Below are 12,662 nucleotides of genomic sequence, written 5' to 3'. Positions count from 1 at the left end.
CAGGGGCAGGCGAGAGGTGGTGGAGAACGGGTCAGGCGGAGTGGGTCGCCGGACCGTCGGTGGGCTTCCCGGCGACGGCGGACTCATCGTCCGCGCCCGGACCGCCGACCCAGGGCCCGCGCACGTGGGCCCGGGTGTCCGGGTGCCACAGGCACAGCACGGCCACGCCCGCGACCACCAGCGAGAGGACGGCCGCGACGACGAAGACCGGTGGTGGCGCGAGCACGAACCCCAGGGCGATGCTCGCGTAAGCGCCCCCCAGCACCAGCGCGCACAGGCCCAGCTGACCCCATCGGTACCCCAGGCGCAGGAACACCGCGAGCACCCACACGATCATCGCGCCGACCACCAGCATGGTCACCCCCACCGGCAGGAACGACGGCGGCGCGAACCCGGCCCGCTCCAGCTCGGCGCGGCCGCCCTGGTCGAACGCCTCGCGGGCGCCCACGTGGTGCGAGGCCCAGGCTCCGACCAGGTCGTCGTAGAACACCGCCATCAGCATGACGGTCAGGCCGAGCACGCCGATCAGACCCCAGGCGGCGCGGATCGCGAGGTCCACCGATCGCGGCACGGGCAGCGCCGTCTCGGTGCGCTCGGGGGACCGATCCACGTCCGTCCCTTCCGGCTAGGGTCGGCGCATGAACGCCCCCGAGCCTGCCGCCGTCACCCGGTTCAAGGAGGCCCACTCCGCCGTCGGTGGCGGGGGCCGCGTGGTCATCCTGCCAGACACTGTCCACACCGCGGTCCTGGCCGCCGAGGCCCTCGGCTGCGAGGTCGGAGCGATCGCCAACAGCCTGCTGTTCGACGCCGAGGGGGCGCCGGTGCTGATCCTCACCTCCGGTGCGCATCGCGTCGACACGGCGGTGACCGCCGGGCGGATCGGCGCACCGGCCTTGAAGCGGGCGAGCCCCGACTTCGTCCGCACCCACACCGGCCAGGTCATCGGCGGCGTCTCGCCGCTCGGCCATCCCACCCCGGTGTCGACATGGCTGGACGTCGCGCTCCGTCAGTACGACGAGATCTGGGCCGCCGCGGGCCACCCCGCGGCCGTCTTCTCCACGACGTACGACGAGCTGCTCGCGATGACCGGCGCCACCGAGGTCGAGGTCGACTGACCGGAGGGAGACCGTGGAGATCTGGATCAACCCGGACTGCAACAAGTGCCGGACCGCGCTGGCCGACCTCGATGCCGCCGGTGTCGACTACACCGTGCGCCGCTACCTCGACGACCCGCCGTCGCGCGCCGAGCTCGAGGGCGTGCTCGCCGCGCTGGGCCTGGAGCCGTGGGACATCGCCCGGCAGAAGGAGGGGGCCGAGGAGGGGCTGAGGTTCCCGCGCGACGCCGAGCACCGCGACGACTGGCTGGACGGCCTGGCCGCCCATCCGCGGGCGATCCAGCGACCGATCATCACCGCGGCCGACGGCACCACCGTCGTCGGCCGCGACCCGGACTCGGTGGCGAGAGCCATCGCGCATGAACGCGCGTAGCACCCGATGACCACCCTGGCCTTCGTCTTCTCCAGCGGCTGGGGCAGCGGGCTCAACTGCTATCTCGTGGTGCTCGTCCTGGGGATCGCCGACCGGGTCCACGACACCGAACAGGTGCCGAACGTCCTCCAGCGCTGGGACGTCCTCGGCGTGGCGGCGTTCTTCTACGCGATGGAGTTCGTCGCCGACAAGATCCCCTACGTCGACTCCACCTGGGACCTCGTGTCGACCGCGATCCGCCCGACCGCGGGCGCCGTCGTCGGCGTCCTGATCGCCGGCCAGGCCGACTCCCTCAACGGTGCCGTCGCCGCCGTCGTGGGCGGCGGCACCGCCCTGCTCTCCCATGCCGTGAAGGCCGGCTCCCGGCTCGCCCTCAACTCCTCTCCCGAGCCGGTCACCAACATCGGTGCCAGCCTCACCGAGGACGTCGCGGTGCTCGGCGTGGTGTGGTTCGCCATCGAGCACCCCGAGGCCGCCGCCGCGATCGCGGCGGTGCTGCTGATCGCCGGCTTGGGGATGCTCTATCTCCTGGGCCGGCTGGTCCGGCGCGGCTGGCGGCGGTGGAAGGGTCGCGAGCTCCCCCAACCGGCCTCCTAGCGGCCCTGCCCCTAAGGTGCGCCCATGGCCCGGGTGGTGGTGATCGGTGGCGGGTTCGGCGGCCTCGCCTCCGCGCTGCGGCTGGCCAAGCTCGGCCACACCGTGACGCTGGTCGAGGAGCGCGATCTCGGAGGCCCGCTGGTGCCGTTCACGCGGGACGGCTTCGTCTGGGAGGCGGCAACCCACACGCTCCTGCCCGCCGTGATTCGCGACCTGTTCCGGAAGACCGGCCGGCCGCTGGAGAAGGAGCTCGAGCTCGCTCCGCTCGACTGCCTGCGCGAGCACTGGTTCGAGGACGACACCTCGCTCGTGCTCTCGGCCGGTCGCACCCCGCAGTACGACGCGTTCGAGGCGCTCGGTGCGGGTCTCGGCACCCAGTGGGTCGAGTACGTCGCGTCGTACGCCGACGACTGGGCCGTGGTGAGGCGGGGGTACGCCGAGTCGCCTTGGGATCCCGACCGATTGTCGCCCGAGCTGGCCTCCCGGTTCGACTCGCGCGAGACCCTGCGCAAGCGGTTGCGCGTACGTCTTCGCGACGAACGCCTCCGGCTGGTCGCGGCGTACCCGTTCGCCGTCGACGGTCACGACATCCGCGGCGTCCCCGCGTGGGCCGGACTCACGGCGTACCTCGAGCAGCGGTTCGGCGCCTGGGCCTTCGAGGGCGGGACGGCGTCGATGCTCGGGGCGCTGGTGCGCCGGCTACAGACGCGCGGGGTCGCGGTCGTGGACGCGCGGGCCGAGGACGTCGTCGTCCGCGACGGCCGGGCCGCCGCCGTCGCGACGACGGTCGGCGACCTGGACGCGGACGTGGTGGTGTGCGCCGTCGACCCGCGGCGGCTGCCCGCACTGGCCGGATACGTGCGCCGCACGATGCCGGCCCTCCCTGCGGCGACGACGTACGTCGGGCTGGAGGGTGACGTCGGCGACCTCCCGCACGAGGTGGTGGTGCACGGCGATCCGATGCTGGTCGTGCGCACCCTCGGCCGGGCGCCCGCCAGTCATCATGCCTGGACGATCCAGCGCCGTGGCAGCCGGGACGAGGACCCGATCGCCGCCCTGGCGCGGCACGGGCTCGACGTCCGCGAGCAGGTGGTGACCCGGACCGACCTCTCCGCGCGCGAGCTGGTGGAGCGTTGGGGCGGCACGCCGCTCGGTGTCGCCTGGCAGGGGCGTGGGACGGTCAGGCGGCGGCTCGGGCCGGGCACGCCGCTGCCCGGGGTGTACGCCGCTGGGGCGCATGCGACGCCGGGGTCGGGGCTGCCGTACGTCGGTCTGTCCGCCGCGCTGGTCGCCCAGGTCGTGGGACCGGCGGGTTAGCGGAGCTGGAAGACGACCGTGACGGCGGCATCGATCCCCTGCTCGCCGGGTTCGAGCTCCAGCGACACCGGGGCCGCCATTCCCTTCGCGAGGCGGGTCCCGACCCGGACTCCGCCCTCGAGGACGTCCTGGGGCTCGCCCAGCTCGGCACCCGCCAGCAGCGCCAGATGGGTCGCGCGCCCGACGGCGTCGGCGTACGCCGCTTCTCGGGCGGCGGTCTCGGCCGCAGCGCGGTCGACCACCTCCAGCGAGACGCCCTCGATCTGCAGCCGATCGCCCACCGACTCGGCCAGGGCGGAGAGCAGCGCGCCGGCCGCGCCGATGTCGGAGCAGCGGATCGTCAGGGAGTGGCGTGCCTCGAAGCCGTTCGGGTTGCCCTGCTGGTCGTGGCTCGGCCAGATCTGCACCGCCGTCGACCCGACCCGCTCCGGCGTGGTGTGGTCGCGGCCGGTCGCGACGATCTGTCGCGCGGCGCTGTCTGCGCCCGCGAGCGCGTCGGCGACACCGGCGGCGCGATGGACCGCCGAGACCCGGACCACGGCGGAGTCGGGAACGGCCCGGGCTTGGCCGTGTCCGGTGACCGTGACCGTGCGCATGGGGCCATCCTGCCCCGAGTGACGATGCGCTGCGTCAGACCGGGATCTTCAGGGCGGCGAAGATCTCCCGCGTGGCCTTGGACCGGTTGAGCGTGTAGAAGTGCAGCCCCGGCGCACCTGCCTCGAGCAGCTGCTCGCAGAGCTCGGTGGCGATCCGGATCCCCTCGGCACGCAACGCGGCCGGGTCGTCCTCGAGAGGCAGGATCCGGGCCAGCGTCTCGGCCGGCATCTCGCGCCCCGACAAGCGCACCATCGTCCGCATCGAGCTCAGGTTGAGGATCGGCATGATGCCCGGGACGATCGGGAAGTCCGCGCCGACCTCGGCGGCACGGCGTACCAGGCCGGTGTAGTCGGAGGCGCGGAGCACCATCTCGGTGATCGCGAACTCGGCGCCCGCGTCGTACTTGGCCTTCAGCACCCTCGCGTCGTGCTCGAGGTCCGGGGCGTCGCGGTGGCCCTCGGGGAACGCCGCGACGCCGACGGAGAGGTCGCCGCGGGCCTGGAGGAACGCGACCAGCTCCGATGCGTACTCGAGGCCGCCGGGCGTGGACTCCCACGGCGTGCCCGGTCCGCCCGGTGGGTCGCCACGCAGGGCCAGGACGTTGCGGATACCGGCACGGCGCAGCTCGCCGACGATCGTGGAGAGCTCGTCGGTGGTGTGCCCCACGCAGGTGAGGTGGGCCATCGGCAGCATCGAGGTGTCGTGCGCGATCCGCCGGGTGATCGCCACGGTGCGCTCGCGGGTGCCGCCACCCGCGCCGTACGTCACGGAGACGAAGGTGGGGTGCAGGTCCTCCAGCTCGCTGATCGAACGCCACAGCACCTCCTCGCCGTCGGCGTCCTTGGGCGGGAAGAACTCGAACGAGAACGAGTGCCCGCCGCTGCGTAGGAGCTGGCCGATGGCCGAGAGATCGGGCATGCGTGCGAGTGTAGGGAGTCGGGTCGTGTGACCGGGCTTCCGCGATCCCGACGGCCGGACGCGGCGGCCCCGGCACCGCCTCCTAGGCTCGCCCCGTGACCGACACCGCACCCGCGTGGGACCAGGCCGCGTTCCGCGGTCGGGTGCAGGCGGCGCTCGACGAGTTCCTCGCCGAGCAGGCCGAGCGGCTCGCTCCGCTCGGCGACGACGCTTCCCGGCTGCTGGCCGAGGCCCGGGCTTCGGTATCGGGTGGGAAGCGGTTCCGCGCGGCGTTCTGCTACTGGGGGTTCCACGCGGTCGCCGGCACGTCGTACGACGACTCGGACGAGGACGCGCTGGTGCGGGCCTGCGCGTCGCTGGAGCTGCTCCACGCCAGCGCGCTGGTGCACGACGACTACATGGACGCCTCCGACACCCGCCGCGGGCGGCCGGCGACGCACCGCGGGTTCTCCGCCGAGCACCGTGCCGACGGATGGCGAGGTGACCCCGAGCAGTACGGCGCGTCCGCGGCGATCCTGCTCGGCGACCTGCTGCTGAGCTGGTCCGACGAGCTGCTCCGCCGGTGCGGGTTGCCGCTGGATCGAGTGGTGGCGGCGCTCGACGTCTTCGACCGGTGTCGGTCGGAGGTGATCGCCGGGCAGTTCCTCGACGTCTCGGTGCAGGCGCGAGGCGTCGCCGACGTCGACGCGGCGATGACCGTGCTGCGCTACAAGTCCGCGAAGTACTCCATCGAGCGGCCGCTGCACATCGGCGCCACCCTGGCCGGCGGCACGGACGAGCAACTGCGGCAGCTCAGCGCGTTCGGCCTGCCACTGGGCGAGGCGTTCCAGCTGCGGGACGACCTGCTCGGCGTGTACGGCGACCCGTCCGCCACCGGGAAACCGGCCGGTGGCGACCTGGTCGAGGGCAAGCGGACGGTCCTGGTGGCCCTCGCACTCGACGGCGCCCCGGCCGAGGATGCCGCGCGGCTCGACGCTGCGCTGGGCCGGGCGCTGTCGGCGGACGAGGTGACCGAGCTGCGCCGGATCATCGACGACTCCGGCGCCCATCGACAGGTCGAGCAGGTGATCGCCGAGCTGGCCGGCAGGGCCACCGGGACGCTCGCCCGGGCGGACCTCGACGCGCACGCCCGCGACGTACTCCTCGAACTGGCGACCGCCGCTACCGACCGGGTCGTCTGAATCCTTTGCATCGGGCAGGTGTCACAACGGCGCGATCGCGCGGTTATGACAGTCGATGGCGGCTTTCAGCTGTCACAACGGCGCGATCGCGCGGTTAGAGCATCCGCAGACCGGCTCCCACCCGGCCATCAGTCGAGGGAGGTGACGCCGTCGATCGTGGGGCCGTCACCGCGGAGGAGTACGGCGAAGCGGCCGCCCTTGTCGGCGTTCACGCGTCCGCCGAGCACCGAGAGCGCCACCGAGAAGGCCCGGTGATCCTCGCGGGCCAGCGGGCCCCAGCCGTCCCAGAGCAGCACCCATCCCTCGCTGTCGCCGGCGGTGACGTCGCCGAGGCAGTCGGCCAGGGCATCGAAGTTCTGGCCGTAGTAGTCCGGGAAGTGCAGCGACTTCCCCACGGCCTCGAGGAACTCGGCCTTGGTGGTGTGCTGCCAGCCGTCGACCTCGGCGAACCGCCAGCCGGCGTGCTCGACGGTGTGGCGCACGTCCTCGACCGGGAAGTGCCCGTGCCATCGGTAGATCCCGGGCTCGACGTGGTGCGCCAGGAGTCCGGCCAGTCCGCTCATGGAGAGATCCTCTCGAACGTTCGGTAGTGGTCGTCGGTCCAGTACAGCTCTCCCCCGGAGCCCTCGATGATGCGCCGGGCGCCGCGGTCACTCGCACCCGGGGTGGGCACGGTGTACTCGTGGTAATAGCCGGAAGACTCCGCGGGGAGCAACCCCTCGCGGTTCTCGAAGACGATCCCGTCGCGGTCGTACGGGAAGGGCCCACCCGCCTCGATCAGCGCAACCGTGACGGCCGCTTCCGTCGGAAGGTGCGCGAGGGAGACGCGCGGCAGGACGGTCGGGTCGGCGTTTCCGTCGCGGCTGCCGCCGGAGAAGCCGCCCTGGTTGAGCGCCCAGGTGAGGATCGCCAGGGCCAGGACCGCGACCAGGCCGATCCACAGCCGGCCGCGGGCGGGCATGGGTTCAGAGGCCCATGGCCTGCGCACGCCGTTTCACCTCTGAGCCGCGGTTCTCACGGAGCGCGTCGATCGGGCGGCCGGGCAGGTCGGCGTCGGTGAACAGCCAAGCGATGCACTCGCGGTCGTCGTACCCGCCGTCGTGCAGAACCGTCAGCAGTCCCGGCAGCCCCTTGACCACGAGCCTGTCGTCGAGGAACGCGGCGGGGACGCGTGGCCCGGCGCCGACGGTGGGTACGGCGGCGGCCAGCTCGTGGACCTTGATCATGGTGCGCACCTTCGCCGGGGTCACTCCGAGCAGCTGCGCGGCCTCGTCCCAGTCCAGCCACTCGTCGACGAGGCGTGAGAGATCTGCATCGGCCAGCGACGTCATGGCACAACTGTGGCACCTGACCTGGGGGTACGGCGCGCCGGGGCGCGATGAATGGGGTCCCGGCGGCCCGATCCGTAGGATGGGCGGACCTGGTCACTTCCCCGACCGGGTGTATGGAGGGTCGACGTGGAGGCAGACACGCGCGCCCACGGGGGCAGCGCCACCGTTGTCGACCCCGTGACCGGGCACCTCCTCGACGGCCGCTACCGGATCGGCCGGCGCATCGCCCGGGGCGGCATGGCCAGCGTGTACGAGGCACTCGACACCCGGCTCGACCGCACCTGCGCGGTCAAGATCATGCACCACGGCCTCGGTGACGACGCGGAGTTCGCCGACCGGTTCAAGCGCGAGGCCCGGGCGGCCGCCCGCCTCAACCACCCGAACGTCGTCAACGTCTTCGACCAGGGCGACGACCCCGCGATCGACGGCGGAACGCTGTACCTGGTCATGGAGCTGGTCCCCGGCCACACCCTGCGCGACGTGATCCGCGACGAGGCGCCGATGCCGCCGGCCAAAGCGCTGTCGATCATGGAGCCGATCGTCTCCGCACTCGCCGCCGCTCACCGGTCCGGCCTCATCCACCGCGACATCAAGCCGGAGAACGTCCTGATCGCGAACGAGCAGTCGGCTGGTCGGGTCAAGGTCGCCGACTTCGGCCTGGCCAAGGCGGTCACCGCCGACACCCAGCACACCGCGACCGGCGGCGTCATCATCGGCACGGTCTCCTACTTGGCGCCGGAGCTCGTGGTCGACGGCACCAGCGACGCGCGCGCCGACGTGTACGCCGCGGGCGTGGTCCTGTACGAGCTGCTCACCGGCGAGAAGCCGCATGCGGGTGAGTCCCCGATCGCGATCGCCTACAAGCACGTCCACGAGGACGTCCCGCCGCCGTCGCGTCTCGCGCCCGGCGTGCCGCCGTACGTCGACGCGTTCGTCGCCCGCGCGACCGCCCGCGATCGCGCGCATCGGCCGGCCGATGCCGGGGTCCTGCTCCACCAGCTCCACCGGGTCTCGCAGGCCCTGGCCGGTGGGGTCTGGGACGACGAGGAGCTCACCTCCGACCTCGCCCTTCCGCCCACGAAGGCCGAGCCGTACGAGCCTTCCGGGCCGTCCGAGCCGGTCACCGAGGACACCAACGCCTTCGAGATCCTGCCGATCGCGGAGCCGTTCGAGGCGGCCGCCCCCGCCACGCCGCTGCCCTTCGAGCCGCAACCTCTCGCCGTACCGCCGAGCGAGCCCCCGGTGCGCGTGGTGACGCACCCCCACGGACCGCGCCGCTCGCGGCGCGGCCCGGTGCTCCTCGCCGTGGCGCTGGCCATCGCCGTGGCCGCCGGACTCGGCGCCTACTGGTTCGGCTGGGCCCGCTACACCGCGACGCCCGGCGTCATCGGACTCACCCAGCAGGCCGCCACCACCAAGCTCGACCACGCCGGACTCGACGTGAAGATCGGCGACCCGTCGTACTCCGAGGACGTCGCCAAGGGCCGCGTCGTCAGCACCGACCCGAAACCCGGGGCGCGCGTGCTCGACCACGGGACGGTCACCCTGAGCATCTCCCTCGGCAAGGAGCGCTACGCCGTCCCGAAGGTCGCGCGGATGACCGTCGACCAGGCCCAGGACGCGCTGCTCAAGCGGCACCTGACCTATGGCCGGTCGTTCCTCCGCTACGACGACTCGGCGCCCAAGGGCATGGTCCTCGGCAGCAACCCCGCGGCCGGCCAACGCGAGACGCCCGGGTTCCAGGTCGACCTGATCGTGAGCAAGGGACCCCGCCCGATCCACGTCCGCGACTGGACCGGCAAGAGCGCCGACCGCGCCGTACGCGTGATGCGGGCGCAGGGCCTGCAGGTCAACACCGGGAACCAGCTGTTCTCCGACTCGGTGCCCGACGGACACGTCATCTCGCAGTCCCCGCTGGCGGGCCGCGTCGTACACCGCGGCGACACGGTGTCGCTGACGGTCTCGAGGGGGCCCGAGCTGGTCCAGATCCCCGGCGACCTGCGGGCCATGGGTGTGGAGGCCGCCACCGACCTGCTGAAGGGACTCGGCTTCAAGGTCGAGGTCGAGCACGCCGACATCTATGTCGGCCTCGGCTACGTCGTCGGATCCGACCCCAGCCCCGGCTCGATGGCACGCAAGGGCAGCACCGTCGTCCTGAAGGTCGTCTGACCGTCGACGTGCCCTAGCGTGGGCGCGTGCCCTCGGAGTCCCGTCGCCTGACGCTGCTCGCGACGGCGGCACTGCTGGCGGTGACGGCGTGCTGGGGCTCGACGTTCTTCCTGATCCACGACCTGCTCGAGCGGGTGCCGACCCTGGACTTCCTGGCCATCCGGTTCGCGATCGCCAGCGTCACCCTGGTCCTCCTCGCGCCCAAGGCCCTCGGCCGGCTCACCCGAGACACGCGGCGGCAGGCCGTCGTGCTCGGCTGCCTGTACGGCGTCGCGCAGATCCTGCAGACCGCCGGGCTCGCGACGACCCCGGCCAGCATCTCCGGGTTCATCACCGGCATGTACGTCGTGGCGACGCCGGTCTTCGCGGCGCTGCTCCTGCGCTCCCGGATCGGGATGATGACCTGGGTCGCGGTCGCGCTGGCGATGGCCGGACTCGGAGTCCTCACCCTCAGCGGCTTCTCCGTCGGGTACGGCGAGGCGCTGATCTTCGTCGCCGCGATGATCTACGCGCTCCACATCGTCGGTCTGGGCGCCTGGTCGCAGCCCGGGCAGGCACTGGGGATGGCGACCGTGCAGCTGATCGTGATCACCGTGATCTGTCTGGTCTGCACCGCGCCGAACGGCCTCGTGCTCCCGGACCGCACCAGCGACTGGGTCAGCATCCTCTACATGGCGGTCTTCGCCGGTGCCGGCGCGATGATCGGCCAGACCTGGGCCCAGGCCCACCTCCCTCCGACCCGGGCGGCGATCATCATGGCCATGGAGCCGGTGTTCGCGGCGCTCTTCGCGGTGGTCCTCGGCGGTGAGAGTGCCAGCGTCCGGATGATCTTCGGCGGCCTGCTGGTGCTCGCCGCGATGCTGATCGCCGAGCTCGCGCCCCGGCGCAAGGTGGAGGCCGAGGTCACGCACCTGACCGTCTGAAGGCGGACCGGGCTGGGGTCGGAGCCCGAACTCCACCTAGATTGAACCTCATGGACGGCCAGACGGAGCGGTGCGCCCACTGCGGTACACCGTCCACCGACGGCGGCCGCTTCTGCATCAACTGCGGCGCCGAGCTCGGCACCGAGCCCACCAACCCGCGGATCTTCCCGTCGGCCACGGACACCGCCGAGCGGGTGTACGACGTACCGGCTCCGTTGTACGCCGCTCCGGCCGTTTCCCCAGGCCCGGTCGCCCCACCTCCCGGGTCCAGCACACCTCCGGGCCCGACGCACCTCGCGCCGAGCCCCCGACCTCGTCGCGCCGGACCCGGTCCCGGCCTGTGGGTCGGCGTCGCGGCCGCGATGGTCGTGGTGCTGGTGCTCGGCGGCTTCCTCCTCCTCCACGGCCGCGGCGGTGGCGGTGGTCCCAGCACGTCGGCGACTCCCCCGATCGTGCCGAAGACCCATTCGTCACCCAGCTCGCCCACGAGCTCGGAGTCCTCGCCGACCGCACCCTCGTCGTCGCCCTCGGTCCAGGTGACCGGTCCGCCGACGAACGTGGCCGGTTTCGCCCAGGCCTCGGCTCCCGACCACGCGCCCGCCGGGGTCGACTTCGGCGGTCGCCCGGTCACCTACGTCGCGGCCAACATGGTCGACGGTCGCAACGACACGTGCTGGCGCACCACGGGCGATGCGACCGGCATGGAGCTGACGTTCCGGCTGGACCAGCCGACCCGGCTCACCCGGTTGGGGCTCGTCAACGGGTACGCCAAGATCGCGTACTCCAACGGGCGTTCCTATGACTGGTACAAGGGCAACCGCCGCGTCCTGTCCGTCGAGTGGATCTTCGACGACGGCAGCAGCGTCACCCAGCAGTTCGGCGACGACCGCGGCATGCAGCAGACCGCGATCCATCCGGTGACCACGAGCACGGTCAGGGTCCGGATCACGTCGGTCTCGCCGCCCGGCAAGGGCCGCGCCGCTCGTGACGACACCGCGATCAGCGAGGTGCTGCTGCTCGGCCGGACCGGCTGACCCTCAGAGCTTCGACAGCACCGCAGCCGCGGCCTCGGCGTCCGGCCGGCTCACGTCGAGGTGGGTGACGATCCGGACCGCGGCCGGGCCGACCGGAGAGACCAGCACGCCTTCCTCGCGCGCGCCGGCGACGAACGCCGCGGCGTCGTCTCGCGGGACGACGACGATGTTGGTGTCCACGGTCGCCGGGTCGAGACCGCACGCGTCGGCGAGCAGCCGGGCGTTCGCATGGTCGTCGGCCAGCCGGTCGACGTGGTGGTCGAGCGCGTACAGCCCGGCCGCGGCCAGGATGCCGACCTGCCGCATCCCGCCGCCCATCCGCTTACGACGTACCCGCGCCTCGGCGATGGCATCGGCGGTGCCGACCACCAGCGAGCCGACCGGGGCGCCGAGCCCCTTCGACAGGCATACGGAGATCACGTCCGCGCAGGCGCCGTACGACGCGAACGGGGCGCCGGTGGCCACGTGTGCGTTCCACAGCCGGGCGCCGTCGAGGTGGACCCCGATACCCACGGAGGTCGCGTAAGCGCGGAGCGCCTGGAGGTCCTCGAGCGGGAGGACCGTGCCGCCCGCGAAGTTGTGGGTGTTCTCGATCGAGACCGCTGCGGTGCGGACGAAGAACGGGCCCATGTCCGGGGCGTACATCGACTCGATCGCGGCCTGGTCGATCTGGCCGCGCGGGTCGCGCCAGGTGCGCATGGTCAGACCGGTGAGGGCGCCGTGGGCTCCGAGCTCGGCGCGGGCGATGTGGGCGGACGCCTCGCAGAGCACCTCCTGCCCCGCCTGGACGAGGGACGCCACCGCGAGCACGTTGGCCATCGAGCCGGTCGGGGTGAACAGCGCGTCCTCCTTGCCGAACATCGCCGCCACGCGCTGCTGGAGCTCGAGGACGGTGGGGTCCTCGCCGTATACGTCGTCGCCGACCTCGGCCTCGGCCATCACCTTCCGCATGGCGTCGGTCGGGCGCGTGATCGTGTCGGATCGGAGGTCGATGGTCACGGCGCCACGGTAGTGGCGGCCTGTGCAGATCAGTCGAGGTGGTGGAGCCGATCCCACAGCGTCGGCCACGGGAGGCGGGGGTCGGTGCAGACCGCGACCGGCTCGCCC

Annotated in this window: 15 protein-coding genes; 8 read left to right on the top strand and 7 right to left on the bottom strand. The window is 72.5% G+C overall.

Annotated features, from left to right (window positions below):
* Nucleotides 1-31 precede the first annotated feature (31 nt).
* Entirely contained in the window at nt 32-610 is a 579-nt protein-coding gene (locus tag VGJ24_RS16775) for a hypothetical protein (RefSeq protein WP_331501783.1), read from the bottom strand.
* A gap of 28 nt (nt 611-638) precedes the next feature.
* Here VGJ24_RS16775 and VGJ24_RS16770 point away from each other — a divergent pair, with 28 nt between their 5' ends.
* Genes VGJ24_RS16770 through VGJ24_RS16755 form a run of 4 tightly spaced genes read left to right on the top strand, consistent with a single transcriptional unit; the run spans nt 639 to nt 3,402 of the window.
* The gene (locus VGJ24_RS16770; protein WP_331501782.1) at nt 639-1,115 is read left to right on the top strand and encodes a YbaK/EbsC family protein; all 477 of its coding nucleotides are present in this window, start codon (nt 639-641) and stop codon (nt 1,113-1,115) included.
* A gap of 13 nt (nt 1,116-1,128) precedes the next feature.
* Complete coding sequence (locus tag VGJ24_RS16765; protein ID WP_331501781.1) at nt 1,129-1,488, top strand: ArsC/Spx/MgsR family protein; 360 nt, start codon at nt 1,129-1,131, stop codon at nt 1,486-1,488.
* A gap of 6 nt (nt 1,489-1,494) precedes the next feature.
* Nucleotides 1,495-2,085: a DUF4126 domain-containing protein gene (locus VGJ24_RS16760; protein WP_331501780.1), complete on the top strand. Its 591-nt coding sequence runs from the start codon at nt 1,495-1,497 to the stop codon at nt 2,083-2,085.
* 24 nt (nt 2,086-2,109) lie between these two features.
* The gene (locus VGJ24_RS16755) at nt 2,110-3,402 is read left to right on the top strand and encodes a phytoene desaturase family protein (protein WP_331501779.1); all 1,293 of its coding nucleotides are present in this window, start codon (nt 2,110-2,112) and stop codon (nt 3,400-3,402) included.
* Here the strand turns inward: VGJ24_RS16755 and VGJ24_RS16750 are convergent.
* Both VGJ24_RS16750 and metF read right to left on the bottom strand, forming a co-directional pair.
* Complete coding sequence (locus tag VGJ24_RS16750; RefSeq protein ID WP_331501778.1) at nt 3,399-3,998, bottom strand: SIMPL domain-containing protein; 600 nt, start codon at nt 3,996-3,998, stop codon at nt 3,399-3,401. The two genes, VGJ24_RS16755 and VGJ24_RS16750, sit on opposite strands and share 4 nt — an antisense overlap.
* Before the next feature lie 34 nt (nt 3,999-4,032).
* Nucleotides 4,033-4,917 carry a methylenetetrahydrofolate reductase [NAD(P)H] gene (metF, locus tag VGJ24_RS16745; RefSeq protein WP_331501777.1) on the bottom strand — a complete coding sequence of 295 codons (885 nt, stop codon included), beginning with the start codon at nt 4,915-4,917 and terminating at the stop codon, nt 4,033-4,035.
* Nucleotides 4,918-5,012: 95 nt separating this feature from the next.
* On the opposite strand from metF, the gene VGJ24_RS16740 reads away from it, so the two are divergent.
* Nucleotides 5,013-6,098 (top strand): polyprenyl synthetase family protein, encoded by a 1,086-nt coding sequence (locus VGJ24_RS16740; protein ID WP_331501776.1) that lies wholly within the window; start codon nt 5,013-5,015, stop codon nt 6,096-6,098.
* Between the two features lie 128 nt (nt 6,099-6,226).
* Here VGJ24_RS16740 and VGJ24_RS16735 read toward each other — a convergent pair whose 3' ends face one another.
* Genes VGJ24_RS16735 through VGJ24_RS16725 form a run of 3 tightly spaced genes read right to left on the bottom strand, consistent with a single transcriptional unit; the run spans nt 6,227 to nt 7,429 of the window.
* The gene (locus VGJ24_RS16735; protein ID WP_331501775.1) at nt 6,227-6,661 is read right to left on the bottom strand and encodes a barstar family protein; all 435 of its coding nucleotides are present in this window, start codon (nt 6,659-6,661) and stop codon (nt 6,227-6,229) included.
* Nucleotides 6,658-7,059, bottom strand: coding sequence for a ribonuclease domain-containing protein (locus tag VGJ24_RS16730; protein ID WP_331501774.1), 402 nt, complete (start codon nt 7,057-7,059; stop codon nt 6,658-6,660). Before VGJ24_RS16730 ends, VGJ24_RS16735 begins: the two co-directional genes overlap by 4 nt.
* Nucleotides 7,060-7,063: 4 nt before the next feature.
* Nucleotides 7,064-7,429 (bottom strand): Rv2175c family DNA-binding protein, encoded by a 366-nt coding sequence (locus tag VGJ24_RS16725; RefSeq protein ID WP_331501773.1) that lies wholly within the window; start codon nt 7,427-7,429, stop codon nt 7,064-7,066.
* A 126-nt stretch (nt 7,430-7,555) separates the two neighbouring features.
* On the opposite strand from VGJ24_RS16725, the gene pknB reads away from it, so the two are divergent.
* Genes pknB through VGJ24_RS16710 form a run of 3 tightly spaced genes read left to right on the top strand, consistent with a single transcriptional unit; the run spans nt 7,556 to nt 11,555 of the window.
* Nucleotides 7,556-9,598 carry a Stk1 family PASTA domain-containing Ser/Thr kinase gene (gene pknB / locus VGJ24_RS16720; RefSeq protein ID WP_331501772.1) on the top strand — a complete coding sequence of 681 codons (2,043 nt, stop codon included), beginning with the start codon at nt 7,556-7,558 and terminating at the stop codon, nt 9,596-9,598.
* 26 nt (nt 9,599-9,624) lie between these two features.
* A complete protein-coding gene (locus VGJ24_RS16715) occupies nt 9,625-10,521 on the top strand; it encodes a DMT family transporter (RefSeq protein WP_331501771.1) in 897 nt (298 codons plus the stop codon).
* A gap of 50 nt (nt 10,522-10,571) precedes the next feature.
* The gene (locus VGJ24_RS16710; RefSeq protein WP_331501770.1) at nt 10,572-11,555 is read left to right on the top strand and encodes an NADase-type glycan-binding domain-containing protein; all 984 of its coding nucleotides are present in this window, start codon (nt 10,572-10,574) and stop codon (nt 11,553-11,555) included.
* A 3-nt stretch (nt 11,556-11,558) separates the two neighbouring features.
* Here VGJ24_RS16710 and VGJ24_RS16705 read toward each other — a convergent pair whose 3' ends face one another.
* Nucleotides 11,559-12,554: a GntG family PLP-dependent aldolase gene (locus tag VGJ24_RS16705; RefSeq protein ID WP_331501769.1), complete on the bottom strand. Its 996-nt coding sequence runs from the start codon at nt 12,552-12,554 to the stop codon at nt 11,559-11,561.
* Nucleotides 12,555-12,662: the final 108 nt, after the last annotated feature.

Origin of the sequence: Nocardioides sp. (genome assembly GCF_036493135.1) — a bacterium.
GTDB lineage: Bacteria > Actinomycetota > Actinomycetes > Propionibacteriales > Nocardioidaceae > Nocardioides.
Note: the sequence above shows the minus strand (reverse complement) of the source record. Positions and strands in the feature narration are given on the sequence as shown.

Excerpts from the sequence above, each read along its gene's own strand:
- VGJ24_RS16770 (WP_331501782.1), top strand. The coding sequence starts at position 639 with ATGAACGCCCCCGAGCCTGCCGCCGTCACCCGGTTCAAGGAGGCCCAC.
- VGJ24_RS16750 (WP_331501778.1), bottom strand. The coding sequence starts at position 3,998 with ATGCGCACGGTCACGGTCACCGGACACGGCCAAGCCCGGGCCGTTCCC.
- VGJ24_RS16730 (WP_331501774.1), bottom strand. The coding sequence starts at position 7,059 with ATGCCCGCCCGCGGCCGGCTGTGGATCGGCCTGGTCGCGGTCCTGGCC.
- VGJ24_RS16725 (WP_331501773.1), bottom strand. The coding sequence starts at position 7,429 with ATGACGTCGCTGGCCGATGCAGATCTCTCACGCCTCGTCGACGAGTGG.
- metF (WP_331501777.1), bottom strand. The coding sequence starts at position 4,917 with ATGCCCGATCTCTCGGCCATCGGCCAGCTCCTACGCAGCGGCGGGCAC.
- VGJ24_RS16710 (WP_331501770.1), top strand. The coding sequence starts at position 10,572 with ATGGACGGCCAGACGGAGCGGTGCGCCCACTGCGGTACACCGTCCACC.
- VGJ24_RS16760 (WP_331501780.1), top strand. The coding sequence starts at position 1,495 with ATGACCACCCTGGCCTTCGTCTTCTCCAGCGGCTGGGGCAGCGGGCTC.
- VGJ24_RS16755 (WP_331501779.1), top strand. The coding sequence starts at position 2,110 with ATGGCCCGGGTGGTGGTGATCGGTGGCGGGTTCGGCGGCCTCGCCTCC.
- VGJ24_RS16735 (WP_331501775.1), bottom strand. The coding sequence starts at position 6,661 with ATGAGCGGACTGGCCGGACTCCTGGCGCACCACGTCGAGCCCGGGATC.